A 23,354-nucleotide genomic window follows, 5' to 3' on the forward strand; every position below is an offset into this window, starting at 1 on the left:
TTATGACCACCCTGAATGAACTGCAGCAGCAAATTAGCCAAGCCGAAGCCAAAGTCAAAGAATTGCGAGAAAAGTTGGCTCAACAGAGAAATAATGAGCGTGCGCAAGCCATTATCTCTGCGAAAGAGATTATCAAACTACACCAACTTTCTGCAACTGATCTGGGTCTTGCAACGAAAAAATCCATGAATCGAAAAGAAACTGCTACTGGCGATAAACGCATAGTCGTTGCACCAAAGTATCAGGATCCTCGCAGCGGAAAAACCTGGACTGGCCGTGGCAAAACCCCGACTTGGATGGCGACCTATCTATCAGCTGGCAATGGCAAGCAAGACTATCTGATTAAATAGTTCAATTGCTGAAAATTTATAATCGCCCCGCCGGGCGATTTTTCATTACCAGCGCTGCAAGCGATCAGAAATGAATCCCCCGCATCATCTGCTGTAGCGCCACCGCCTCCGGCGACAAGGTCTGCTTGACCGGTTTGTCGCCGGGCTTGGCCCCTTTGGCTGCCGATGAATCCGGGAACATGCGAAAACTGGTGTTCATGGCAATTTGGGCCACACGTGGCAGCAACGCATGTAACACCTGGCCGGCAATGCCCAGGCGCGTGGCAATACGCACCTGTTTGAAGATACAGGCTTGCGCAACCAGGTCGGCGGCCTCTTCGGGGCTCAGGGTTGGCACGTTGTTGTACAGATTGGTCGGTGCGATCATCGGCGTGCGCACCAGCGGCATGTTGATGGTGGTGAAGGTGATGCCTTGGTCGGCGAATTCGCTCGATGCGCAGCGTGTCCAGGCGTCCAGTGCTGACTTTGAGGCCACGTAAGCCGAAAAGCGCGGCGCATTGGTCAACACACCGATCGAGCTGATATTGACGACATGGCCTTTGTGTTTGGCCACCATGCCTGGCAGAAAACCCATGGTGACACGCAAACAGCCGAAATAATTGAGTTGCATCGTGCGCTCAAAATCGTGAAACCGGTCGTAACTGGCCTCGATCGCGCGGCGAATCGAGCGGCCTGCGTTGTTGATGAGGAAATCAACACCGCCGTGGTTGGCTATCAGGGTTTGCACAAACCGGTCGCAATCGGCCATGTCGGCGATGTCGGCCGCGTAGGCGATGAAGTGGTAACCCTTGGCCTTGGCTTCCTTGCAGGCCTCGTCCAGCTTGTCTTGATCTCGGCCGCAGATGATGGTGATGGCGCCGGCTTCGGCAAACTTGTGCGCCGCCGCCAGGCCTATGCCTGATGAGCCGCCGGTGATCAGCACCACCTTGCCATTGACCGTGCCCTTGAGCGAACGATCAATATGCAGGTCGGGGTCGAGGTGGCGCTCCCAGTAGTCCCAGACACGCCAGGCGTAGTCTTTCAAGTTGGGGCACTCCACGCCCGAACCCTTGAGGGCAGCCAGTGTTTCGCGGCAGTCGAAACGTGTCGGGTAATTCACAAACGTCAGCATGTCCTCGGGCAGGCCGAGGTCGGCCATGATGGCATTGCGCGCACGCCGCACCGGGGCCAGCGCCATCAGGCTTTTCTTGACGCCGCGCGGAATAAAGCCCAGCAAGGCCGCATTGACAAAAAGATTCATCTTGGGCGCATGCGCCGCCCGGCTGAAAATGTCGAGCACGTCGCCAACGCGGTAGCCCACCGGATCCACCAAGTGGAAACACTTCTTGGCAATGCTGGTCTTGTGGCTGATGACATCCAGGGCATCGACCACGAAGTCAACCGGCACGATGTTGATGCGCCCGCCTTCCAGGCCGACCGCCGGCATCCACGGCGGCAACAGCTGGCGCATGCGCTGGATCAACTTGAAGAAGTAATACGGCCCGTCGATCTTGTCCATTTCGCCGGTCGTGCTGTCGCCGACCACCATGGCGGGCCTGAACACCGTCCACGGCACCTTGCATTCCTTGCGAACAATTTTTTCGCTTTCATGTTTGGTCATGAAATACGGGTGTTCGTAGTTCTCGGCCTCCTCGAACATGTCTTCGCGGAACACCCCTTCGTACAGGCCGGCCGCCGCGATGGAACTTACATGGTGAAAATGCCCGGCGTCAATCGCCTTGGCGAACTCCACGGTATGGCGAGTGCCTTCGATGTTGACGGCAATCTGGCTGTCTTCGTCGGCGCCCAGGTCGTAGACGGCGGCCAGGTGATAAAAATGATCAATCTGGCCCTTGAGCTTTTTGACGTCGTCAGCGGCAACCCCGAGCTTTTTGACCGTCAGGTCGCCATGGACTGGAACCGCCCTGGCGGCGCTGACGCCCCAATACGCACGCAAGGCCTCGACCTTGCCGACACTTTCCTGGCGGATCAGGAAATGCACGGTGCTACCCTTGCGCTCCAGGAGTTTCTTGACCAGGCGTTTACCGATGAAGCCCGTGGCTCCCGTGACGAAATACTGCATTGTGTTCTCCGCTAGACAACTCTGGACCAGTCTGGATTCTGGTCCAAACCCCCTGGCCCGCTGGTCAGCAGAAACCCGCGCCCCGCCTGGTTTCCCATAGAGGCCGGTCCCCAGCGTTCTAGAAGCACACACCTAAATCTGCGCGCCCGCAGGGCTTACATTTCCAGTTGTGCTCCGCATGGATGCGACGCCCACCCACCAACCACCTACCGCCAGGAGTTCCCCATGGTCAAGAAACTTCAAAAAATGAGCGCCGACAAAAAATCCGCCCCGCAGCTCACGGGTGCCGTCAAGGAGTCCGCGCAACAAATCTGGCTGGCTGGACTGGGGGCTTTTTCGAAGGCACAGGAAGAAGGCGGCAAAGTGTTTGAGACCCTGGTCAAGGAAGGCCTGTCCATTCAGCGCAAGACCCAGGCAGTCGCGGAAGAAAAAATCTCCACCGCCACCAACAAGATGGCCACCATGGCCACCGACATCACGTCCAAGGCCGGCCACCAGTGGGACAAGCTGGAAAACATTTTTGAAGAACGTGTGGCCAAAGCCCTGAACAAGCTGGGCGTGCCTTCGGCCAAAGACGTGGACGCCCTCATCGCCCGTATCGACGAACTCAACAGGAACGTCCAGAAAATGAGCGCCAAGCCGGCCGCCACGCCCAAAGCGGCGCCTCGCGCTGCAGCCAAGTCCGCAGCGCGCAAGCCCGCCGCCAAACGCGCACCTGTCGCTCGCAAGTCGGCCTGAGGCTCAACACATCGAATAAAAAGGACGTTCCAGCGTCCTTTTTTTACGCCTGCTTTTGCAGTCGCATGCGGCATCCCGGCAAACTCAGCCAACACCCACCCACGGTGATTCCCTACTTCCAACACCCCGGTCGGTCGGTTAGAGTAGAAAAAAATACGAGGTAGACACCATGGCGAAAAAAGCGCCGCGCCGAACTGCTGAACGCATCCTGGAGGTGACGCTTGATCTGTTCAATCGCTTCGGCGAGCCCAATGTGTCGACCACACTGATTTCCGCCGAACTCAGCATCAGCCCCGGCAACCTGTATTACCACTACCCCGCCAAAGACGAGTTGATCAACTCGCTGTTTGACCGCTACGAGCGGGGGCTGAGCGAGCTGCTCAACGCCAGCGACAGCGTGCGTGACGTCGAAGACGCCTGGTTTTTCATGCATTCGCTGTTCGAGCTGATCTGGCAATACCGTTTTTTGTACCGCGACCTGAACGACTTGCTCAGCAAAAACAGGCGCCTGGAAACCCACTTCCAGTGGGTGCTGAAAAACAAGACCCGCTCCGTCAAGGCCATGCTGGACAGCATGAGCCGGGCCAATGCCGTGAGCATCGATTCACGCGAAATCGAAGCCACCGCCACCAGCATGGTGGTGGTGCTGACCTATTGGCTCAGTTTCGAATACGTGCGTGATCCGCGTAATGCGCTGGAGCCCGCCAACGCCCAGGCCGCGCTGCTGCGCGGCGCGCACCATGTGCTGAACTTGTTGATCCCCTACCTGGAGCCCGGCCAGCGCATGCATTTGCAGGCGCTGGTGGGCGCGTACAGTCAAGCTGCCTGATCCATTCAAAATAACTGCTTCAAGGAGAGACCGATGGCCAAATGGACCGCTTTTCCACACACCGGCGACTACGCCTTCGATGCTGCCAGCCTGAAGAAAAACTGGGCCCGCCTGCACCAGGGCGACTGCGAAGCCCTGCCCAAGGAAGCCGCCGTGTTGCAAGCCTGGGTGTTTTTTCACAATGGCGAGTTCCAGAAAGCCCTGGAGGCCGGCCTCAAGGCGGGCGGCACCGGCCTCACGGTCGCCAACAAGGCCACCAGCATTTACGCCAATTACCTGGAAACCAAGGAAAAAACCAAGCTGGATCTGTTCATGGAAGTCGCCGAACGGGCCGAGGCCCAGCAGGCGGACAACCCCAAGGATGCCAATGCCTACTACTGGCAGGCCTACGCGCTGGGCCGTTACGGCCAGGGCATCAGTGTGGCCAAGGCGCTGGCCCAAGGGCTGGGCACCAAGGTCAAAAATGCGCTGGAGCAAACCATCCGCCTGTCGCCCAAACATGCCGATGCCCACATCGCGCTGGCCGCCTTTCACGCCGAGGTGATCGACAAGGTCGGCTCACTGATAGGCGGCATGACTTACGGCGCGAAAAAAGACACCGGCCTGTCCCTGTTCCGGGAGGCCATCAAGCTCAACCCGCATTCGGCGATTGCCATGATCGAATACGCCAATGGCATGGTCATGCTGGAAGGCGACAAAAAAATGAAGGAAGCCACCAAGCTGTATGAACAGGCCGCCGCCTGCCAGCCGCTGGATGCGATGGAGCGGCTGGACGTGGAGATGGCCCAGGCCGAGCTGGAGGACTGAGCCGGCAGGGCCAAGCGCAGGCGCTATATCTTTGATAGCTATCTGCGCCCGTTCTTAAAGGGCTAGCACCCTAAAATCTCATGAACTCAGGCCATCCACCGCCTGAAACAGCGATTGCCGCGCCTGGCTGATGATCTGGCCTTTCCAGGCGTCGGTATCGACGTAAAACGCGTCCATCATCTGCGTCTTGATCTGCTTGGCCAACTCCGGTGGCGCATCGCGGTGGATGTTGAGCCAGTGTTCACCGCGCAGCGCCTGCATCATCTCGAAAGGCGGCAAGGTGCCGTATTCCATCGCGATGCCGGTGTATTCGGCCTGCGGGCATTCCTCGTAGATGGAGTTCCACATCAGGCCGGTCAAAAAGGCCGAGCTGGACGAACCATCGTAAATCGAGGTGACCGGTGTGGTCCCGCCGTTGTCCCACCAGGCACGGGCTCGCGCCAGGGCCGCCTTGTCGTCGCGGCAGGCGCAAATCCGTTCACCGATGCCGCTGGGGCCCAGGCCGGTGTGGATGTCTATCCAGGCCACGCGACGCGCACTTTGGCCGTAGGTCTGCAAGACCTTGCGCAAGGTCCGGTTGCTCCAGGTCGGCGCGGTGCCGCCGAAAAACAGGCCTTCGGGAAATTCATGCTGGCCCCGCGTGATCGCGGCCTGGTAGGCGTCCATGCCTTTTTCGCTGATGTAGCGGCCAGTGGCCGCCGCATTGGCTTCGGTCGGTGGCCACTCGTCGGGCAGCAGCAGCGGCTGCAACTCGCGGTAAGCCTCGTTGACCGGCAGCGGCTGCGAGAAGTCCTGGAAGTTGCGGTTCAGGTCCACGTTTTCATGCGTGGTACGCCGGACATGCGAAAAACCGTAGGGATTCAGCGCATGCACATACAACACCGCCACGCCCTGCGCCTGGGCCTTGGCACGCCACTCGGCGTCATGCAGCGCAAACACCTGCACGCCGGAACCGCAATAACCTTCGACGCCGTGGCAGGCGCTGCTGACAATCAGCAGCGAACGGGCATCGGCCGGGCCGTCGCGCACCACGTCCATGGCCAGGACTTCGCCATCCCGTCCGGCTTCGGGATGTAACTGCGATTCCACGGCCAGGCCAGCGGTGGCTGCGGCCTCCAGGAACTTGACACGGGCTTCGGCATAACTTTTGGAAAACGCCTGGGTCACGCCTATCATGCGGCGTCCTTGGCAAACCAGCCTTCGGCCAGTTGCACCCAGAAGGTGGCGCCCAGCGGGATCAGGTCGTCGTTGAAGTCATAACTCGGGTTGTGCAACATGCACGGCCCGCCGCCATGGCCCATCTCGCGGTGCGTGCCGTCGCCGTTGGCAATAAACACATAGGCACCCGGCTTGACCTGCAACATATAGGAGAAATCTTCCGCACCCATGGTCGGCTCCTGGTCCACCACCTGTGCGGCGCCGACGATGCCGGCCATCACCTCGCGCGCAAACGCGGTTTCCTGGGGGTGGTTGACGGTGGGCGGGTAGTTGCGTTTGAACGCAAATTCACATTCGGCGTCATGTGCGGCGCACACATGTTCGGCCACCTGTTTCATGCGTTGCTCGATCATGTCCAGCACCTCCATCGTGAAGGTGCGCACCGTGCCCTGCAGCTCGCAGCTGTCGGGGATCACATTGGTGGCCTCGCCAGCATGGATCATGGTGACCGAAATCACGCCGGCATCGACCGGCTTTTTATTTCGGCTGATGATGGTCTGGAAGGCCTGCACCATTTGGCAAGCCACCGGTACCGGGTCAATGCCGTTGTGCGGCAGGGCCGCGTGGCCGCCCTTGCCGCGAATCGTGATCTTGAACTCGCTGGTCGAGGCCATCACCGGGCCCGGGCTGGCGGCAAAGGTGCCGACCGGCATGCCCGGCCAGTTGTGCATGCCGAACACGGCATCCATGGGGAATTTGTCGAACAGGCCATCCTTGATCATCTCGCGCGCACCGCCGCCGCCCTCTTCCGCCGGCTGGAAAATCAGATACACCGTGCCGTCGAAATTGCGGTTTTTGGCCAGGTGTTGCGCGGCCGCCAGCAACATCGCCGTGTGGCCGTCGTGGCCGCAGGCGTGCATCTTGCCGGGGTGTTTGCTGGCATGGTCGAAGGTGTTGAACTCCTGCATGGGCAAGGCGTCCATGTCGGCGCGCAGGCCGATGGCGCGGTTCGAGGTACCATTTTTGATGATGCCCACCACCCCCGTGGTGCCCATGCCCCGGTGCATGGGAATGCCCCATTCGGTGAGTTTTTGCGCCACGACATCGGCGGTTCGCACTTCTTGAAAACACAGCTCGGGATGCGCGTGAATATCCCGGCGCACGGCGGCAATGCCCGCGGCCTGGGTGACGATGGAATCAATGACTTTCATGAAAACCTCTGAAAAGTCGGGCCTGCCGCCCTGCTAGTTCGCAGAAGCTGGGCGAGCCCGGGGTTGGCCTTTGTACCAAGCGTAGTCTGCCAGATTTAGCAGGGGCACGTCACCGCGGGAATCCCCATAGGCATGTAGCACCAGAGGTGTGTTCAGGCCCTGGCTTAGCAGCCAGGCCTGCAGGCGCCGCACTTTTTCCTCGCCATAACAATTGGGCGTGGCCAGGCGGCCGGTGAGCGCACCGTCCTGGACCTCCAGCTCGGTGCAGATCACGGCCTCCAGGCCCAGCATCTCACCGACGCGGTGTAAATAAATGCCCGGCGAGGCACTGACCATCACGCAGCGATGGCCTTGTTGCTGGTGTTGCCGCAGCCGTGCCAGCATGTCGGCTTGCCATTGCCCCGGCAGATAGTTCGCCACAAAATCGGCCGTCCACGACGCGAGTTCTGGCTCGGTGCGGCCACCCAGACTGAGCTTCAACAACCTGGCCTTGGCCCGTTCGTTGCTCATCAGGCGGCAAGCATAAGCCGCCAACCAGGGGCTGCAGAGCAGCAAGACGCCCGAAAAATCGCGGCCAGCCCAGGTAACGGACCAGGTAGGGCAACAAGGTGTCGCGCCGCGTCAGCGTTCCGTCGAAATCGAAGGCGGCAAGCTCCACGGCCGGCTGCGCAGCAGCATCTGTCAAGGCAGGGGTTTCTCGCATCGCACCTGGCCACACAGGCGTTCACAAAATGGGCAGCCAGTCATGGGCAGCCAGGATGGGATGTTGTAGTAACGCTTGTAGATGGTGGACAAGACCCCGCTTTTGTAAGCCGGATAATTGAAATTGATGCCTTCCACCGCGTAAAAAGGCACGCCGTCCTGCGAGAAATTGAGCACCTGCACGCTGTCGAAATAAGGCGCGTAGTCCTCCAGCCGCGGGGGGATTCCCATGTGGATGATGCGCACCGTCTTGCCCTGGTAGATCGAAAAATCAACCAGCATGTCGTCCTGGCGCGCATGGAAGTTACCCGGACCAAACACCGGCACGTAGTCGCGCAAGGTGTAGCCGTAAATCGACGCGGGGGTGTAGGCGTTGGACATCAACACCACGCCGGGCGCTTTTACCTGCTGCAACATGTCCGTGGTTTTGTAGCTGCGGATGATTTGCGGGTAAAGCGGGACTTTTTTCCAGTCCGCCAGCGACGTGGCATACAGACCGGCCACGATCAGCACATGGAGTGCGGCAAAAGCCGCCATGCCCAGCGCACAGGACTTGAGCTTGTCCAGTGGCAGCGCAAAGGCCAGCAGCGCAAACCCAAACGGGTAAAACGACAAGACCCAGTGCAGGCCCACCACTTTTTTGAACGCCAGCAAGGCAAAAAACAGCAGCGGCACCAGCACCACACAGGCCAGCAGACGTTGCTGGCGCGACACGGCGGCCAGCGCGCTGCGCTGCTTCCAGACCAGCCAGGCGGCGGCCGGCGTCGCCAGGTAAACCAGCATGAGCACGTAGAGCAGCGGCTTGTACCAGGCAAAGGCCTCACCTTCGTTGCGGTTGTAGAGGTTGAACATGATGTTCGACCAGCCGTGCGACATGTTGTAGGCAATGTTGATGGCCGGGCCCGGCAAGGCACACAGCACCAGCACAACAAACGCGGCCCAGCGCTCGCGCCGGTACAACACAAAATAAACCAGGTAGGTCAGGCCCAGCACCACCGAGAAATATTTGGACAAAAAGGCGCAGCCCAGGAACAGGCCGGCCAGCGCATATTGCGCCCAGGCCGTGCGGTCCAGGCGCTCACGCTTTTCGGCGCGCAACAACAGGGCAACCGACAAAACCGACCAGAAAATCAGCGGCGTGTCGGTGGTGATCAGGGTGTTGAGCCAGTTGATGGGTGCGAGCCAGAACAACACCACGGCCCAGGCGGCACGGGTTTTGTCCAGCGGCGACAAGGCCCAGCCGACCAGGGCGCCCAGCGCCAGCGGCAGCAGGACCACGGGCAGGCGAATCGACCACAAGGTGTCGCCCAAGGTCGCGCGCATCAGGGCGATCAGCCAGCCGACCATGGGCGGATGGTCGTAATAACCCCAGTCCGGGTAGACCCCCCACCAGTAGAAAAAAGCCTCGTCGCCGGTGATCGGGAAGGTTGCCGAGATCCAGAGCCGCAGCGCCAGCGACAAGGCACCGACGATGATCAGCCAGCGGGTGACGGAGAGGGAAGAAGCGGCGGCGGAAAAAGCGGCAAAGGCGCCGGGACGTTGGGTCATGTGTGAAAACTACCTGAAACTGATTTCGTGGCGAATGGCGGCACTATAGACCAGTGCCAGCGCGCCTAGGGCCACGGCCAGCCACAAGGTCACCACCCGGACCTGCACCGTGATGCCCAGCGCCAGCGCGGCGCTGGCGCCCTGGCTCACCAGCAAACCGGTCAACAAGGCCTCCGTGCCGCCCAGACCGGCCGGCAACAGCGACAAGGCGCCGCCCACCATGGCCACCGCATAAAAACCGGCCGCCTGCAGCACGCCAATGGACAAACCGGCTTCGCGGCACAAGAGCCAGACGGCCAGCCCCTGCGCGGCCCAGGCCACCAATGTCAGGCCCAGCCACCGCAGCGGCCGGGTCGCCAGGCAGCGCCAGGCATCGTGCAGCCAGGCCACACGCGGCAGCAACAGCCCGCGAAACTTGAACATCAGCGCCAGCACCACCCCGCCGGCCAGCCCGGCCAGCAACACCAGGCTCCAGGCCACACGCGCCCCGCCCAGTTGGAGCAACCAGCCCAGCACCGGCAGGCCCATCAGCAGCAGGCCCAACAAATCGGCCAGCCGCTCGGCGCCAAAAATCGCCAGGCTTTGCGGGGTGCTCAAGGGGTTGCGCGCCAGCAGCAGGCCACGCGCGGCCTCGCCGATATTGCCCGGGGTCGGCGTGAAGGTGTAACCCGCGAGGTAAAGCCGCAGCCCTTGCAACAGGCCCAGGGGCCGGCCGTAATGGGCCATCCAGAGCCGCCAGCGCAAGCCGCGCAGCAGGTAGTTCAGGACACACAGCGCCGCGGCCTGCAGGCCGGCGAGCGACCAGAGCCGCTGCAACGGCGCCGCGGGGCTGTCTCCGGACAGCACCAGCGCCACCGCGTAGGCCGTGGCAGCCGCCCCCAGGACCAGCAACAGCTGTTTGAGCGGCAGGCGGCTGGCCGGCCGGTCCGCCGCGTTCAAAATCGGCGTCCCAGAAACACCAGCAGCCAGGCCGCCATCGCCAGCAGAATCCAGGGGTCACGCAGCAGGTCGCGCGACACATCCTCGCCCCGGCCGCGGTGCACCTGGTAGGCATAACGCAAGAGCGCAAAAATCACGATGGGCACGGTGTAAACCAGGCGCTGGCCATGTTGCTGCAGCGCTTCGGTGCTGGTGGCGAACAGACTGTAGGTGATCAAGGTGGCGGTCATGGTCACGGACATGAACATGTCCAGCAGGGCCGGTGGGTAATGCTCCAGCACGGCCCGCTGATTGGCCTCGTCGTGAAAACTCTCGGCCTTGCGTTTGGAAAATCCCAGAAACAGGGCGATGAACAAACCCGTCAGCAACAACCAGCGCGATGGCAAGATACCCACGGCCAGGGTGCCGGCCAGCAGCCTGAGCATGAAACCCGAGGCAATGATGCTCACATCCACCACCGGAATCTGCTTGAGCCGCCAGGAATACGCCAGGTTCAGCGCCACATAGATGGCCAGCAGCAACAGCAAGGTCGGGTTGCCCGCTGCCAGCCACACACCCGCCGCCAGCAGCAGCGCCGCCAGCACCAGGGCGGCCGTCGGCGACACCGCGCCGCTGGCCAGCGGCCGGTGCCGCTTCACCGGATGGCGGGCATCCGCGTCGCGGTCATGCCAGTCGTTGACGATGTAAACCAGGCTGGAAAAACAGCAAAACGCGGCAAAAGCGGTGAGCACCTTCAGAAACAGCGGCCCATCCTGCCAGTTCTGGCTGAACACCAGACCGGCGAACACAAAGGCATTCTTCAGCCATTGGTGGGGCCGCATCAGGGTGGCAAGGCTGAGCAATAAACGCATGGAAAATAAGCAGGGGTGATGGGATGCCGGCGCATGGGACAGGGCCGGTCGGCGTCAAGCATAACTGACATGGCCGCCAGACTGGCGACGCAGGCCGGCACGCCAGGCGCCGCCCGCTCGCCACAGCCTATTTTATGCAATAAATTGGCCTCCAGCCCTTACAACACCTGCGTAAGACGCTATACAAACAATAGCAAAACGCGACCCAAGCTGTAGACCGGCAGGAAACGCCCCCAGCAGGCCACCACGATGACGCCCGTGCCACCGCTGTGCCGGCCAGCAACAAGGCCGCTACGATGAGGGCTGGCCACGCAAAAAACCATTGTTTGATTCATGAACCCCACCCTCAGCCTCTCCCCCGGCCCCGGCGCAGCGCAAGAAACGCTCAAAGTGCGTGGCGCCTGCCCGCATGACTGCCCGGACACCTGCTCCCTGCTGACCACGGTCGAAAACGGCATCGCCCTCAAGGTCCAGGGCAACCCGGATCATGCGCAGACTGGCGGCGTGTTGTGCACCAAGGTCTCGCGTTACACCGAACGCAGCTACCATCCCGAACGTATCCTGCAGCCGCTCAAACGTGTGGGTCCCAAGGGTGCTGGGCGTTTTGAGCCTGTGAGCTGGGAGGCCGCGCTGGACGAAATCGCCGACCGCCTGCAGACGATTGCCAGCCGCAACCCCGAGGCCATCGTCCCCTACAGCTACGCCGGCACCATGGGCCTGGTGCAAAGCGAAAGCATGGCGGCACGTTTTTTCAACCACTTGGGCGCCTCCCTGCTGGACCGCACGATTTGTTCGGCCGCCGGCGGCGAAGCCGTGACGCAAACCCTGGGCGGCAAGGTCGGCATGAAGGTCGAGTTTTTTGCCGAAAGCCAGTTGATCATCATCTGGGGCAGCAACTCGATTGCCAGCAACCTGCATTTCTGGCGGTATGTGCAGGAAGCCAAACGCCAGGGCGCCCGCGTGGTCTGCATCGACCCGCGCAAAACCGAAACCGCCGAAAAATGCCATGAACACATCGCGCTGCGGCCCGGCACCGACGCCGCGCTGGCCTTGGGCCTGATGCACGAGCTGATCGTCAACGACTGGCTGGACCACGATTACATCGACCAACACACCGTCGGCTGGGCCGCCTTGAAAGAACGCGCATTAGGCTGGCCGCCCGAACGCGCCGCGCAGGTCTGCGGCGTGCCGATGGAACAGATCAAAGCACTGGCGCGCGACTACGGCAACACCCAACCGGCCGCGATACGCCTGAACTACGGCATGCAACGGGTACGCGGCGGCGGCAATGCGGCACGTGCGATTGCCTGCCTGCCGGCGCTGACCGGCGCCTGGCGGCAACGCGCCGGCGGCCTGTTGCTGTCCAGCTCGGGCATGTTTCCGGTCAACAAGGCGGCGTTGCAGCGGCCCGATTTGCTGGCCGGCCGCTGGCCGCGCACCATCAACATGAGCACCATCGGCAACGACCTGCTGAAAGACAGCTCGCCAGCCTTTGGCCCAAAAATAGAAGCGCTGATCGTTTACAACAGCAACCCGGTCGCGGTTGCGCCCGAGTCCGGCCAGGTGGTGCGCGGTTTTGAACGTGAAGACTTGTTCACCGTGGTGCTGGAGCATTTCCAGACCGACACCGCCGACTACGCCGACTTCATCCTGCCGGCCACCACCCAGCTCGAACACTGGGACATCCACACCGCTTATGGTCACACCGATGTCTTGCTGAATCGCCCGGCGATTGCAGCGTTGGGGCAGGCCTGGCCCAACACCGCGATTTTCCGGGCGCTGGCCGCACGCATGGGTTTCACCGATCCCTGTTTTGCCGACGACGATGAAACCCTGTGCCGCACGGCCTTCAGCCACCCGGATGGCGACAAGATCAATTTCCAGGAACTGCTGGACCAGGGTTTTGCCACCCTGCCCGTGCCCGACGCGCCGTTTGCCAACGGCCACTTCCCCACCCCTTCGGGCAAATGCGAGTTTTTCAGCGCGCGCTTGGCGGCCCAGGGCCTGGACGGCTTGCCCGACCATATCCCCAACTACGAAACCGCCGGCAGCTCCAGTGACTTTCCGCTGGCCATGATTTCGCCGCCGGCACGCAATTTTTTGAACTCCAGCTTTGTCAACGTCAAAAGCCTGCGCGACATCGAAGGGGAACCGCTGCTGGAAATCCATGCCGATGACGCCGCGGCGCGCGGCATTGTCAGCGGTGCCGTCGTCAGGGTCTTCAACCAGCGCGGCGAATACCGCTGCAAGGCCAAGGTATCCGCACGCGCCCGACCCGGCGTGGTCCACGGCCTGGGTGTCTGGTGGCGCAAACTGGGCCTGGACGGCAGCAACGTCAACCAGCTGACCAGCCAGCATCTGACCGACCTCGGGCGCGGCCCGGTGTTTTACGACTGCCTGGTGGAGGTGCAACTCGACAGCGCCGCCAGCCTCTAAAACGGGTGTCTGCCTCACTCCGATCTTCTTTGGCCCTCGCGGCGCTGCTGGGCCTGGGCGGCTGCAGCAGCACGGCGTATTACTGGCAGTCGGTCAGCGGCCATCTGCAGGTGATGAACGCGGCGCGACCGGTGCAGGACTGGCTGGACGAAAGCCAGACACCCGCCCCGCTCAAGGCCAGGCTGGAACTGGCCCAGCGCATACGCCGCTTTGCCGTCAGCGAGTTGCAACTGCCCGACAACGCGAGTTACCAGCGTTATGCCGACCTGCACCGCCCCGCCGTGGTCTGGAACGTGACGGCCGCGCCCGCCCTGTCGCTGAAACTGCAGACCTGGTGTTTCCCGGTGGCCGGCTGTGTCGGTTACCGCGGTTATTTTGACGAGAGACAAGCCCGGGCCGAAGCTGCGCGCCTGCAAGCTCAGGGCCTGGACGTTGCGGTGGCAGGCATCCCGGCCTACTCCACCTTGGGCTGGATGAACTGGGCCGGCGGCGACCCCTTGCTCAACACCTTTGTGGCCTACCCCGAGGGCGATCTGGCGCGCCTGATTTTTCACGAGCTGGCGCACCAGGTCTTGTATGCCAAAGACGACACGGTGTTCAACGAGTCGTTTGCGACAGCGGTTGAACGCCTGGGTGTCGCCCGCTGGCTGGCCGTATCCGGCTCCGCCAATGCGCAACGCGACTATGCGGCGCTGGAAACCAGGCGCCAGCAGTTTCGCGCCTTGACCCAGGCCACACGCCGCGAATTGGCCGCCATTTATGAAGAAAATCAGGACCCAGCCCTTACCCGATCAGCGCAAATAGCTATGAAAAATATAGCGCTTGAAAATTTCCGTGCGCGTTATGCCGAACTCAAGACCGGCTGGCGCGGCCCGGCCGGCAGCACCGCCGGCTACGACCGCTGGGTCGCCCAGGCCAACAACGCCTCCTTTGGCGCGCAAGCCGCCTACGACGAACTGGTGCCCGGCTTTGAAGCGCTGTTTGCGCGCCAGGGCGGCCACTGGCGGGCGTTTTATGATGAGGCCAAGCGACTGGCCCGTTTGCCCAAGGACGAACGCCAGAAAATCCTCGCCACGCCTTAGACGCCACATACACACGGAGACCCCCATGGCCAACATCCATATCGAACGCAAACACAGCCTGGGCCTGCTCGAAGCACGCAAAGTCGCTTTCAAATGGGCCGAGATGGCTGAAGAAAAGTTCGACATGGCCTGCACCTACGAAGAAGGCGACAGCGCCGACCTCGTGAGCTTCACCCGTTCCGGCGTCAGTGGCGAACTCAAGGTCACGCCGGACATGTTGGAGCTCGACGCTCAACTGGGTTTTCTGCTCGGTGCCTTCAAGGACAAGATCGAAGGCGAAATCGTGAAAAACCTGGATGCACTGCTGGCCCAAAAAGCGCCTGCCGCCAAAAAAGCCGCTGTGAAAAAGAAAGCCTGAGCCAGCGTGGCCACTGCCGCCTACAACCTGGCGAGATTCGACCTGGTGTCCATCCGCCTGGCGGTGGCCTGCGCCCAGACCGGCAGCCTGACCGCCGCCGCGCGCGATTCACACCTGGCGCTGGCGGCGGCCAGCCGGCGTATCCGCGAGCTTGAAAGCGCGCTGGGCGACACCTTGTTCGAGCGCCATGCACGCGGCCTGCTGCCCACGGCGGCCGGCCGCGTGTTTGTCAAACACGGCTTGACCCTGCTGCAAACCATGGAGCACCTGGGCGGCGAACTCGCCGATTTGCGCCAGGGCATTGCGCGCCACATCAGTCTGTGCGCCAGCAGCGCGGCCATCAGCCAGTTCCTGCCGACCTTGCTGGCGCAATACGGCCAGCTGCATCCGCAGGTGCGTGTGGACCTGGAGGAACAGGTCTCGGAAGCCGTGGTGACCACGCTGCGCGAAGGCCGGGCCGATGTCGCGGTGTTTGTCGAAGGGCCGGACACCACCGGCCTGGCGACCCGGCTTTTTCGCGAGGACGAACTGGTGCTGGTGTTGCCCGCCAAGCATCGTCTCGCCGGCAGCAAAACCCCGCTGGCTTTTGTCGACACGTTGGACGAGGAATGGGTCAGCCTGACCGCCGGCGCCGCCATGCTGCAAAAACAGCAACAAACCGCCCTGGCCGCGAACCGGCCACTCAAGCTGCGCATGCAGGTGCGCAGCTTTGACGCGGTCTGCCACATGGTGGCCTCGGGCCTGGGCATTGCGGTCTTGCCCAAAGGCGCCAGCCTGCCGATTGTGAAAGGCATGAAACTCGCCTGGCGGCCGCTATCCGACAGCTGGGCGCAGCGCCGCCTGCTGGTGGCCACGGCGCTTGGCCAGAATGATGCAGGCATCCTCGCGCTGGTGGATTTTCTGGCCGAGGCTTCGCAAAATGCGAAGCCCGGGCGCCGCAAGCAGTAATAGACGCGCACGGGCCGCGGCGGCACACTCCGCGGCCATGGACATCACTTCTTCCTCCGCCGGCCCCTCCACTGGTCCTTTGACGGGCCTCAAGGTTCTCGAACTCGGACAACTGATCGCCGGGCCGTTTGCCGCCAAGACACTGGCCGACTTCGGCGCCGACGTGGTCAAGATCGAACCACCGGGCGCGGGCGACCCGTTGCGCAAATGGCGGCTGCTCAAAGACGGCACCTCGGTCTGGTGGCAGGTGCAGTCGCGCAACAAACGGTCACTGGCGCTGGACCTCAAGATGCCGCAAGCGCAGGACATCGTGCGCAAGCTGGCGCTCGAATCCGACGTGTTGATCGAGAACTTCCGCCCCGGCGCCATGGAAGGCTGGGGCCTGGGGCCTGACGAGTTGCTCAAGCTCAACCCGCGTTTGATCATGTTACGTATCAGCGGCTACGGCCAAACCGGGCCTTACCGCGACCGGCCGGGTTTCGGCGTGGTGGCCGAAGCCATGAGCGGCCTGCGCCATCTGACCGGCGAGCCCGGACGCGTGCCGGTGCGCGTCGGTGTCAGCATAGGCGACACTTTGGCTGCCTTGCACGGCGTGATCGGCATCCTGCTGGCGCTGCAGCACCGCCATGCCTCCGGCCAGGGTCAGGTGATCGATGTGGCACTGTACGAAGCGGTGTTCAACTGCATGGAAAGCCTGTTGCCCGAATACAGCGCGTTTGGCGCCGTGCGTGGCCCGGCCGGCAGCGCCCTGCCCGGCATCGCGCCCAGCAATGCCTACCGCTGCAATGACAATGGCTATGCCTTGATTGCCGGCAACGGCGACAGCATTTTCAAACGTTTGATGGCCGTGATAGGCCGCGACGACCTCGCCGCCGATCCGGCGTTGGCCGACAACGCCGGCCGCGTGGCGCGTGTGGCGGAAATCGACGCCTCCATCGGCGAGTGGGCCGCGCAGCGCACCGTGGACGAGGTGCTGGCGCTGCTGGACAAGGCTTCGGTGCCGGCAGGCCGCATCTACAGCGTGGCCGATATTGCGGCCGATCCGCATTACCAGGCGCGCGGCATGTTGGGCCAGGTGTTGATGGACGACGGCAGCAGCCTGATGGTGCCCGGCATTGTGCCCAAGCTGTCGGCCACCCCGGGCGGCCACAGGCGCAATGCGCCCGCACTGGGACAGGACAGCGATGCCGTGTTGCAGGAACTCGGCCTCACCCCGCAACAAATCCAGGGTCTGAAAGACAAAGGCATCGTGTCATGAAACAACGCATTTACTTTAATGAAGTCGCCACGCGCGACGGTTTCCAGATCGAGCCGGCTTTTATCGCGACCGACACCAAGGTGGCGCTGGTCGACGCCCTGAGCGAATGCGGCTACGCCAAAATCGAGGTCACCTCCTTCACCTCGCCCAAGGCGATACCGATGTTGCGCGACGCCGACGAAGTTATGGGCCGCATCCGCCGCGTCCCGGGTGTCGAATACACGGTGCTGGTGCCCAACTTACGTGGCGCAGAACGCGCGCTGGAAGCCCAAGCCGACGAACTCAACCTCGTTATGTCCACCTCCGAAACACACAACCTGGCGAATCTGCGCATGCCCATGGTGCGCAGCTTTGCGGCGCTGTCGGAAGTCATCCAGCTGGTGGACGGGCGAACCCCCATCAATGTCTCGCTGTCCTGCTGCTTTGGCTGTCCCATGGAAGGTGATGTGCCGCTGGAAGGCGTGTTGGCATGGGTTGAACGTTTTGCCGACCAGGGTGTACGCGGCGTGACGATTTGCGACACCACCGGCATGGCGCATCCGGCCCAGGTCGGCCGCATGGTGGAGGCGCTGCAGCAGCGTTTCTCCCAGCTGCAACTGACCCTGCATTTTCACAACACACGTGGCATGGGCCTGGCCAATGTGCTGGCCGCGGTGCAGGACGGTATCACGCGGTTTGACGGCTCGCTGGGCGGCCTGGGTGGCTGTCCTTACGCGCCCGGCGCCAGCGGCAACATCAGCAGCGAAGACGCCATCCACATGCTGGACGCCATGGGTTACAACACCGGCATGGATTTGCCCAAGCTGTTGGCGATTGCGCGCCAGATGCCTGACATCGTCGGCCATGAAGTCCCCGGCCAGGTCGCCAAGGCCGGACGGATTCAAGATCTGCATCCGGCGCCGGCCTTTGTGGCGGAGTTGCGGGAGCAGTTCGCGTGATCAGCCATCTTGACCACTTGGTGCTGACCACGGCCCACGAAGCGGCCTGCGTGGACTTTTACACGCGGGTGTTGGGCATGACGCTGGAAAGTTTTGTCGGCGGCACGCCGCCGGTCACACGCCAAGCCTTCACTTTTGGCAAGCAAAAAATCAACCTGCATGTCCAGGGCGCGGAGTTTGAACCCAAGGCGCATCTGCCAGTGCCGGGTTCGCTGGACCTGTGTTTCATCGCCAGCCTGCCGCTGGAACAGGTGATGGCACGCCTGCAACGCGAGAACTGGCCCCTGCTCGAAGGCCCGGTCCTGCGCACCGGTGCCACGCAAAAAATCCGCTCGGTGTATGTCCGCGACCCGGACCTGAACCTGATCGAAATTTCCGAGCTGGCCTGAGGGCCGGCCGCAGCACTTCTTTGTATTTCCTCTTTTCTTTTTATCCAGAACTATCCCGGAGACAACCATGACCCAAATTTCAAGAAGAACACTGATCACAGGCGCAGCCGCTGCAGCCACCACCGGTGCTGCCAGCTTCATGGGCAGCGCTTTTGCGCAGTCCGCAGGCCGGCCCATCACGCTGGTGGTACCCACCCCGGCCGGTGGCACCACCGATATTTCTGCGCGCTTGCTGGCCGAACCCCTGGGCAAAATCCTGGGCGTCCCGGTAGTGGTGGACAACCGCGGTGGCGCCAACGGCAACATCGCCGGCCAGATGGTCGCCCGCGCACCTGCGGACGGCAACACCTTCCTGGTGCAATATTCGGGCTACCAGAGCATCACGCCGCTGCTGCAGCCGGTGGCGGGTTTTGATCCCGGCCAAGACCTGAAAGCCATCGCCCACCTGATTGACGCGCCGCAGCTGATGGTGGTGCGTAACAACTTCCCGGCCAACACCTTTGCCGAGTTCATCAAATACGCCAAGGCCAACCCCGGCAAGGTCAACTACGCGTCCAGCGGCAACGGCTCGTTGCAGCATGTGACCACGGAATTGCTGAAAGACCTGACCAAAACCTACATGACCCACATCCCGTACCGCGGCACCGGTCAGGCTCTGACCGACTTGCTCAGTGGCACGGTGGACTTCACCATCACCACACCGCCCCCCCTGCTGCCGCATATCCGCTCGGGCAAACTCCGGGCGTTGATGGTGACGGGTCGCACCCGACTGGCGGCCCAGCCCGACGTCCCGACCGCCACCGAACAAGGCGTGCCCCTGGTCGCGTCGTCCTGGTTTGCGGTGTATGGCCCGAACGGCATCCCCAACGAAACCTTGGCGCGGGTTTCCGCAGCGATCAAGCAGGTGGTGGAGTCCGAACAGTTCCGCAAACGCGCCGAAGAACAGGGCGCCAAGGCCGTGTTTCTGAACGGCACGGAACTGGCCAAACTGGCCAGCGATGAACGCGGCATGTGGGGGCGCATCATCAAGGTGTCGGGGATCAAGGCGGATTGAGGATTTCCTGATTCTTGCGTCACGCTGCGTTGGTGGTTGGCCGGAGACAGTAGGTCGGACTCCCCACTCCCACCCTAACCCCTCCCTCGCCCCGCTGGGCGATGGAGGGGGACTTCATTTGGCTATGTGTGTCGCAAACGCGTGCATGAATGACGGTCTCGTAGGGTTCGACAGGGCGCGCTTCGCGCGTCCTGTCTCCCCGTTTTGGTCTTTCTCCCCACCCCTTCTGTCTGCGACTAGGAGCGCAGGGAAAAGTGGATCAGGGCTCGCGATTGTCTGAGGCGATAGCCGAGTTCGAGCGAGACCCCGCTTTTCCCGAGCACCGCAGGTTGCCCCCGAGCGCCAGCGAGGGGGACGCAGACAGCGGGGTCGCCTTTTCTTTGCTTACTTTCTTTTGGCGAAGCAAAAGAAAGTGAGTAGCCGCCGGGCTACCCCGGCCAGCAGGCAAACAAGCAACAGCACAGTCGCTATAAATTCAATAGCTAATTGCGCCCACGCCACAAGGGCCAGAGCACTAAAAAGCTTAAGAACCCGCCTCTACTCCCCCCAAGGCAACATCAAGGTCACGATAGACAGCTTGGCAAACTCTGGCACAAACTCGTCAATGATGCGTTGCGGATCGGGACACAAAGTGCTGTCGGTGATCACGCCAAACTGCACGCCACCGCCGTAACTCAGAATCGACACCCCCAGCCCGACATCACCGGACTGCGGCACCCAGAACATGCTTTGCTCCAAAGTGGCGCCGCAGAACTTGAGTTTTTCGCGCGGCCCCGGCACGTTGGTCATCACGGCCGTGGTTTTTTTGGAGAACAGGTTGAGCATGGCGTCCTGCGCCGGCTTGATCAGCAGCCCGGCAATCGCCAGCAGGCTGAAAGCCAGCAGCGGCTGGTAGCTGCCCTTGAGCGCGGCCATGCGGCGGCGCACTTCATACACCCGCTCAATCGGGTTGTCGACACCGATCGGCAACACCAGCGGCACCAGGCCAAACCGGTTGCCCAGCTTGTAGGCCTGCTCCAGGGGTCGCAGGTTGACCGGCACCATGGCACGGATCTCCTGGCCCTTGACCTCATCACCGTGAGATTTGAGGTACTCGCCAATCGCGCCGGCCACACAACTGAGCAACACGTCGTTGATCGAGCAGTTCAGCGCCTTGCCCACGGCCTTGACCTCGTCCAGCGGGATCGGCTGGCACCAGGCGACTTTTTTGGTCTTGCCCGGTTTGCCTTTGAGCCGGGTTTTCGAGTCGTCCGGCATCAGCGCCAGCGCGGCGCCGTCTTTCAGCACCTGCAACATCACCTTGGCCATGTCCAGTGAACCGGCCATGCCTTTTTGCGGGTCGCTCAGCAGGTGCAGGGACTTGACCGCACCTTCGCCGGCGGCGCCCAGAGCCTTGACCGTCAGGTCGGTAAAGGGTTTGAGCAAGGTGTCGGCGATCCAGTCTTCGGCGCCGCCGCTGCTCGCCTCCTTTTTCTGGCGCTCCGGCGGCGGCAGGCCGCCGTCCACCAGCGACATGGTCACCGAAATCAGCGCAATGCCGTCGGCGATGCAATGGTGGATGCGCACAATCATGGCGCTGCCCTTGATGCCATCCGGTCCGGTGTAATCCTCGATCAGGTGGATTTGCCAGAGCGGGCGTTTGCGGTCCAGCGGCTGCATCGCCAGCTCGGCGACGTGGTCCTGCAACGCTTCCTGCTCCCGGCCTTTGGCCACCTTGGGCAGTTTTTCCGCAATGACGTGGTTTTTCAGGTCAAAGTAACGGTCGTCCACCCAGGTGGCGCCGGCGGCGTCTTCGATCACACGTTGCTTGAAACGCGCGTATTTGAGCAAGCTGTTTTCTATGCGTTCACACACGGCCGCGTGGCTGACGCCGGGCTGTAACGACCAGACACCGACAATCATCATCAGGTTGGACGCGGTGTCCATGCGCAGCCAGGCGGTGTCCACCTTGCTCATGCGTTCGCCGGATAAACCCAGGGTGCCGGAGACGGCACGTGTCACGTTTTTTTGCACGTTCTGCGCGACTTTTTTTCCTGCGGCCTGGGCCGATACACGTGTGACCATAAAAACTCCAGCGTCATTTAAAGGTGCAAGGTGGCCATTTTTCGCAGGGCCGTCCCAAGAAAATATGCCCCCTCGGGGGGCAGCGCAGTACACCCAGTGACAAGCGTGGGGGTGATCTCTCTATTCTGCAGGGAAGGAGATGGCTAAGATACCGGGCAGTTACCCCAAGCACCGCTTGGGTGACCCACTAACAACAACGGAGCATTCACATGTCAGACCTCAAAGCCGCCTTCGACAAAGCCATGGCCGATTCCAAAAACCTCAGCGAGCGGCCCGACAACGCCACCTTGCTGAAAATTTATGCACTCTACAAGCAGGGCAGCGCCGGCGACAACACCGACAAGAAACCGGGTTTCGGCGACATGGTGGCCCGTGCCAAGTGGGACGCCTGGAACGGACTGAAGGGCACCTCGTCGGAAGTCGCAATGCAGCAATACATTGACCTGATTGCGTCCTTGAGCTGAGTCCGTTTTTCCCTGCGTTCCCCAGCGCAGTATGAAGCGGCTAAGCCGCCCCCATCTTAGGAACCAGCCCACCCGTGGGCCGCCCCGCTTTCAAGGCGGCGGTAAACGCCAGCATGCGGTCTATCGGCAAACGTGCCCGCAAGCCCAAGGCCGGGTCAACCTGCACCGCCGGGCTTTGGGTTTGCAGGGCCTGCGCCACGCCAGCCAGCCCGTTCATCGCCATCCAGGGGCAATGTGCGCAGCTTTTGCAGGTGGCACTTTCGCCGGCCGTCGGGGCTTCGATGAAAGTTTTTCCGGGGTTCAGTTTGCGCAGTTTGTGCATCATGCCGCTGTCGGTCGCGACGATGAATTCCTGCGCGTCCATGTCGTGGGCCGCCTTCAGGATGGCCGAGGTCGACCCCACGGCATCGGCCAGCGCAATCACATCGGCCGGTGATTCGGGGTGGACCAGCACCCTGGCCTTCGGGTGTTCTTTTTTGAGCACCTCCAGTTCAAAGGCCTTGAACTCGTCGTGCACGATGCAGCTGCCGTTCCACATCAACATGTCGGCGCCGGTTTCGCGCTGGATGTAGCTGCCCAGGTGTTTGTCGGGCGCCCAGAGAATTTTCTGGCCCTGCTCTTTCAGCGCCCGCACAATGTCCAGCGCGCAGCTCGACGTCACCAGCCAGTCGGCGCGCGCCTTCACGGCGGCGCTGGTGTTGGCATACACCACCACGGTGCGGTCCGGATGCGCATCACAAAATGCGCTGAACGCGTCCACCGGGCAGCCCAGGTCCAGCGAGCAGGTCGCCTCCAGGTCGGGCATCAGCACGGTTTTTTCGGGCGAAAGAATTTTCGCGGTTTCGCCCATGAAACGCACACCCGACACCACCAGCGTGCGCGCCGCGTGGTCCCGGCCAAAACGCGCCATTTCCAGCGAGTCACTGACCAGGCCGCCGGTTTCTTCGGCCAGGTCCTGCAGGTCCGGGTGCACGTAATAGTGCGACACCATGACCGCGTTGCGTTCTTTCAGCAGGCGGCGGATCTGGTCTTTCAGGGCCGCACGTTCATCGGGCGCCGGCTCCACCGGCACCCGCGCCCAGGCGTGACGTGTCGGGCACGCCGGCTGTTCGTAGTCGATGCGGACCAGCGGTTGAACCGGGGTGGATACGTCATTCATCACGGGTGT

22 protein-coding genes are annotated in these 23,354 nt (G+C 62.1%); 13 read left to right on the forward strand and 9 right to left on the reverse strand.

Annotated features, from left to right (window positions below):
• Nucleotides 1–2: 2 nt before the first annotated feature.
• Nucleotides 3–350, forward strand: coding sequence for an H-NS family nucleoid-associated regulatory protein (locus ACHMXK_RS18600; RefSeq protein ID WP_397442001.1), 348 nt, complete (start codon nucleotides 3–5; stop codon nucleotides 348–350).
• Nucleotides 351–414: 64 nt separating this feature from the next.
• On the opposite strand, the gene ACHMXK_RS18605 is transcribed toward ACHMXK_RS18600, so the two are convergent.
• Nucleotides 415–2,412: an SDR family oxidoreductase gene (locus ACHMXK_RS18605; RefSeq protein ID WP_397442002.1), complete on the reverse strand. Its 1,998-nt coding sequence runs from the start codon at nucleotides 2,410–2,412 to the stop codon at nucleotides 415–417.
• A 225-nt stretch (nucleotides 2,413–2,637) separates the two neighbouring features.
• Here ACHMXK_RS18605 and ACHMXK_RS18610 point away from each other — a divergent pair, with 225 nt between their 5' ends.
• The 3 genes from ACHMXK_RS18610 (at nucleotide 2,638) to ACHMXK_RS18620 (ending at nucleotide 4,786) form a co-directional block, all read left to right on the forward strand.
• On the forward strand, nucleotides 2,638–3,150 hold the full coding sequence (locus ACHMXK_RS18610) for a phasin family protein (RefSeq protein ID WP_397442003.1): 513 nt from the start codon (nucleotides 2,638–2,640) through the stop codon (nucleotides 3,148–3,150).
• Nucleotides 3,151–3,319: 169 nt separating this feature from the next.
• Nucleotides 3,320–3,979, forward strand: coding sequence for a TetR/AcrR family transcriptional regulator (locus ACHMXK_RS18615; RefSeq protein ID WP_397442004.1), 660 nt, complete (start codon nucleotides 3,320–3,322; stop codon nucleotides 3,977–3,979).
• A gap of 33 nt (nucleotides 3,980–4,012) precedes the next feature.
• Nucleotides 4,013–4,786: a hypothetical protein gene (locus tag ACHMXK_RS18620; protein ID WP_397442005.1), complete on the forward strand. Its 774-nt coding sequence runs from the start codon at nucleotides 4,013–4,015 to the stop codon at nucleotides 4,784–4,786.
• 78 nt (nucleotides 4,787–4,864) lie between these two features.
• On the opposite strand, the gene ACHMXK_RS18625 is transcribed toward ACHMXK_RS18620, so the two are convergent.
• The 6 genes from ACHMXK_RS18625 to ACHMXK_RS18650 form a co-directional block, all read right to left on the reverse strand.
• Complete coding sequence (locus ACHMXK_RS18625) at nucleotides 4,865–5,962, reverse strand: M14 family metallopeptidase (protein ID WP_397442007.1); 1,098 nt, start codon at nucleotides 5,960–5,962, stop codon at nucleotides 4,865–4,867.
• Complete coding sequence (locus ACHMXK_RS18630) at nucleotides 5,959–7,155, reverse strand: M20 aminoacylase family protein (RefSeq protein WP_397442008.1); 1,197 nt, start codon at nucleotides 7,153–7,155, stop codon at nucleotides 5,959–5,961. The genes ACHMXK_RS18625 and ACHMXK_RS18630 overlap by 4 nt, the downstream gene beginning before the upstream one ends.
• A gap of 33 nt (nucleotides 7,156–7,188) precedes the next feature.
• Nucleotides 7,189–7,665 (reverse strand): HAD-IB family hydrolase, encoded by a 477-nt coding sequence (locus ACHMXK_RS18635; RefSeq protein ID WP_397442009.1) that lies wholly within the window; start codon nucleotides 7,663–7,665, stop codon nucleotides 7,189–7,191.
• Between the two features lie 171 nt (nucleotides 7,666–7,836).
• On the reverse strand, nucleotides 7,837–9,405 hold the full coding sequence (locus ACHMXK_RS18640) for an ArnT family glycosyltransferase (RefSeq protein WP_397442010.1): 1,569 nt from the start codon (nucleotides 9,403–9,405) through the stop codon (nucleotides 7,837–7,839).
• Nucleotides 9,406–9,414: 9 nt separating this feature from the next.
• Nucleotides 9,415–10,344, reverse strand: a complete 930-nt coding sequence (locus tag ACHMXK_RS18645) for a YbhN family protein (RefSeq protein ID WP_397442011.1) — start codon at nucleotides 10,342–10,344, stop codon at nucleotides 9,415–9,417.
• A complete protein-coding gene (locus ACHMXK_RS18650; RefSeq protein ID WP_397442012.1) occupies nucleotides 10,341–11,195 on the reverse strand; it encodes a decaprenyl-phosphate phosphoribosyltransferase in 855 nt (284 codons plus the stop codon). The genes ACHMXK_RS18645 and ACHMXK_RS18650 overlap by 4 nt, the downstream gene beginning before the upstream one ends.
• A gap of 333 nt (nucleotides 11,196–11,528) precedes the next feature.
• Between ACHMXK_RS18650 and ACHMXK_RS18655 the strand changes: the two genes are divergently transcribed.
• From ACHMXK_RS18655 to ACHMXK_RS18690, 8 genes are all read left to right on the forward strand, one after another.
• Nucleotides 11,529–13,631: a molybdopterin-dependent oxidoreductase gene (locus ACHMXK_RS18655; protein ID WP_397442013.1), complete on the forward strand. Its 2,103-nt coding sequence runs from the start codon at nucleotides 11,529–11,531 to the stop codon at nucleotides 13,629–13,631.
• 5 nt (nucleotides 13,632–13,636) lie between these two features.
• Nucleotides 13,637–14,713: an aminopeptidase gene (locus tag ACHMXK_RS18660; protein WP_397442014.1), complete on the forward strand. Its 1,077-nt coding sequence runs from the start codon at nucleotides 13,637–13,639 to the stop codon at nucleotides 14,711–14,713.
• 25 nt (nucleotides 14,714–14,738) lie between these two features.
• Nucleotides 14,739–15,071, forward strand: a complete 333-nt coding sequence (locus ACHMXK_RS18665; protein ID WP_397442015.1) for a polyhydroxyalkanoic acid system family protein — start codon at nucleotides 14,739–14,741, stop codon at nucleotides 15,069–15,071.
• A 6-nt stretch (nucleotides 15,072–15,077) separates the two neighbouring features.
• Entirely contained in the window at nucleotides 15,078–16,019 is a 942-nt protein-coding gene (locus ACHMXK_RS18670; protein ID WP_397442016.1) for a LysR family transcriptional regulator, read from the forward strand.
• A gap of 37 nt (nucleotides 16,020–16,056) precedes the next feature.
• Nucleotides 16,057–17,277, forward strand: coding sequence for a CaiB/BaiF CoA transferase family protein (locus tag ACHMXK_RS18675; protein ID WP_397442017.1), 1,221 nt, complete (start codon nucleotides 16,057–16,059; stop codon nucleotides 17,275–17,277).
• Nucleotides 17,274–18,215, forward strand: coding sequence for a hydroxymethylglutaryl-CoA lyase (locus ACHMXK_RS18680; RefSeq protein WP_397442018.1), 942 nt, complete (start codon nucleotides 17,274–17,276; stop codon nucleotides 18,213–18,215). Before ACHMXK_RS18675 ends, ACHMXK_RS18680 begins: the two co-directional genes overlap by 4 nt.
• Entirely contained in the window at nucleotides 18,212–18,604 is a 393-nt protein-coding gene (locus ACHMXK_RS18685; RefSeq protein ID WP_397442020.1) for a VOC family protein, read from the forward strand. The genes ACHMXK_RS18680 and ACHMXK_RS18685 overlap by 4 nt, the downstream gene beginning before the upstream one ends.
• Nucleotides 18,605–18,671: 67 nt before the next feature.
• Nucleotides 18,672–19,658 (forward strand): Bug family tripartite tricarboxylate transporter substrate binding protein, encoded by a 987-nt coding sequence (locus ACHMXK_RS18690; RefSeq protein ID WP_397442021.1) that lies wholly within the window; start codon nucleotides 18,672–18,674, stop codon nucleotides 19,656–19,658.
• A gap of 537 nt (nucleotides 19,659–20,195) precedes the next feature.
• Here ACHMXK_RS18690 and ACHMXK_RS18695 read toward each other — a convergent pair.
• Complete coding sequence (locus tag ACHMXK_RS18695) at nucleotides 20,196–21,722, reverse strand: wax ester/triacylglycerol synthase family O-acyltransferase (protein ID WP_397442022.1); 1,527 nt, start codon at nucleotides 21,720–21,722, stop codon at nucleotides 20,196–20,198.
• 209 nt (nucleotides 21,723–21,931) lie between these two features.
• On the opposite strand from ACHMXK_RS18695, the gene ACHMXK_RS18700 reads away from it, so the two are divergent.
• On the forward strand, nucleotides 21,932–22,186 hold the full coding sequence (locus tag ACHMXK_RS18700) for an acyl-CoA-binding protein (protein WP_397442023.1): 255 nt from the start codon (nucleotides 21,932–21,934) through the stop codon (nucleotides 22,184–22,186).
• Between the two features lie 40 nt (nucleotides 22,187–22,226).
• On the opposite strand, the gene nadA is transcribed toward ACHMXK_RS18700, so the two are convergent.
• Nucleotides 22,227–23,345 carry a quinolinate synthase NadA gene (gene nadA, locus ACHMXK_RS18705; RefSeq protein ID WP_397442024.1) on the reverse strand — a complete coding sequence of 373 codons (1,119 nt, stop codon included), beginning with the start codon at nucleotides 23,343–23,345 and terminating at the stop codon, nucleotides 22,227–22,229.
• Nucleotides 23,346–23,354 lie beyond the last annotated feature (9 nt).

The organism is Polaromonas sp. UC242_47, from assembly GCF_044452385.1.
GTDB lineage: Bacteria > Pseudomonadota > Gammaproteobacteria > Burkholderiales > Burkholderiaceae_C > Polaromonas.

What these genes read in the sequence shown, in the direction of transcription:
- ACHMXK_RS18600 (WP_397442001.1), top strand. Translation starts at nt 3, where the DNA reads ATGACCACCCTGAATGAACTGCAGCAGCAAATTAGCCAAGCCGAAGCC.
- ACHMXK_RS18605 (WP_397442002.1), bottom strand. Translation starts at nt 2,412, where the DNA reads ATGCAGTATTTCGTCACGGGAGCCACGGGCTTCATCGGTAAACGCCTG.
- ACHMXK_RS18610 (WP_397442003.1), top strand. Translation starts at nt 2,638, where the DNA reads ATGGTCAAGAAACTTCAAAAAATGAGCGCCGACAAAAAATCCGCCCCG.
- ACHMXK_RS18615 (WP_397442004.1), top strand. Translation starts at nt 3,320, where the DNA reads ATGGCGAAAAAAGCGCCGCGCCGAACTGCTGAACGCATCCTGGAGGTG.
- ACHMXK_RS18620 (WP_397442005.1), top strand. Translation starts at nt 4,013, where the DNA reads ATGGCCAAATGGACCGCTTTTCCACACACCGGCGACTACGCCTTCGAT.
- ACHMXK_RS18625 (WP_397442007.1), bottom strand. Translation starts at nt 5,962, where the DNA reads ATGATAGGCGTGACCCAGGCGTTTTCCAAAAGTTATGCCGAAGCCCGT.
- ACHMXK_RS18630 (WP_397442008.1), bottom strand. Translation starts at nt 7,155, where the DNA reads ATGAAAGTCATTGATTCCATCGTCACCCAGGCCGCGGGCATTGCCGCC.
- ACHMXK_RS18635 (WP_397442009.1), bottom strand. Translation starts at nt 7,665, where the DNA reads ATGAGCAACGAACGGGCCAAGGCCAGGTTGTTGAAGCTCAGTCTGGGT.
- ACHMXK_RS18640 (WP_397442010.1), bottom strand. Translation starts at nt 9,405, where the DNA reads ATGACCCAACGTCCCGGCGCCTTTGCCGCTTTTTCCGCCGCCGCTTCT.
- ACHMXK_RS18650 (WP_397442012.1), bottom strand. Translation starts at nt 11,195, where the DNA reads ATGCGTTTATTGCTCAGCCTTGCCACCCTGATGCGGCCCCACCAATGG.
- ACHMXK_RS18655 (WP_397442013.1), top strand. Translation starts at nt 11,529, where the DNA reads ATGAACCCCACCCTCAGCCTCTCCCCCGGCCCCGGCGCAGCGCAAGAA.
- ACHMXK_RS18665 (WP_397442015.1), top strand. Translation starts at nt 14,739, where the DNA reads ATGGCCAACATCCATATCGAACGCAAACACAGCCTGGGCCTGCTCGAA.
- ACHMXK_RS18675 (WP_397442017.1), top strand. Translation starts at nt 16,057, where the DNA reads ATGGACATCACTTCTTCCTCCGCCGGCCCCTCCACTGGTCCTTTGACG.
- ACHMXK_RS18680 (WP_397442018.1), top strand. Translation starts at nt 17,274, where the DNA reads ATGAAACAACGCATTTACTTTAATGAAGTCGCCACGCGCGACGGTTTC.
- ACHMXK_RS18690 (WP_397442021.1), top strand. Translation starts at nt 18,672, where the DNA reads ATGACCCAAATTTCAAGAAGAACACTGATCACAGGCGCAGCCGCTGCA.
- ACHMXK_RS18695 (WP_397442022.1), bottom strand. Translation starts at nt 21,722, where the DNA reads ATGGTCACACGTGTATCGGCCCAGGCCGCAGGAAAAAAAGTCGCGCAG.
- ACHMXK_RS18700 (WP_397442023.1), top strand. Translation starts at nt 21,932, where the DNA reads ATGTCAGACCTCAAAGCCGCCTTCGACAAAGCCATGGCCGATTCCAAA.
- nadA (WP_397442024.1), bottom strand. Translation starts at nt 23,345, where the DNA reads ATGAATGACGTATCCACCCCGGTTCAACCGCTGGTCCGCATCGACTAC.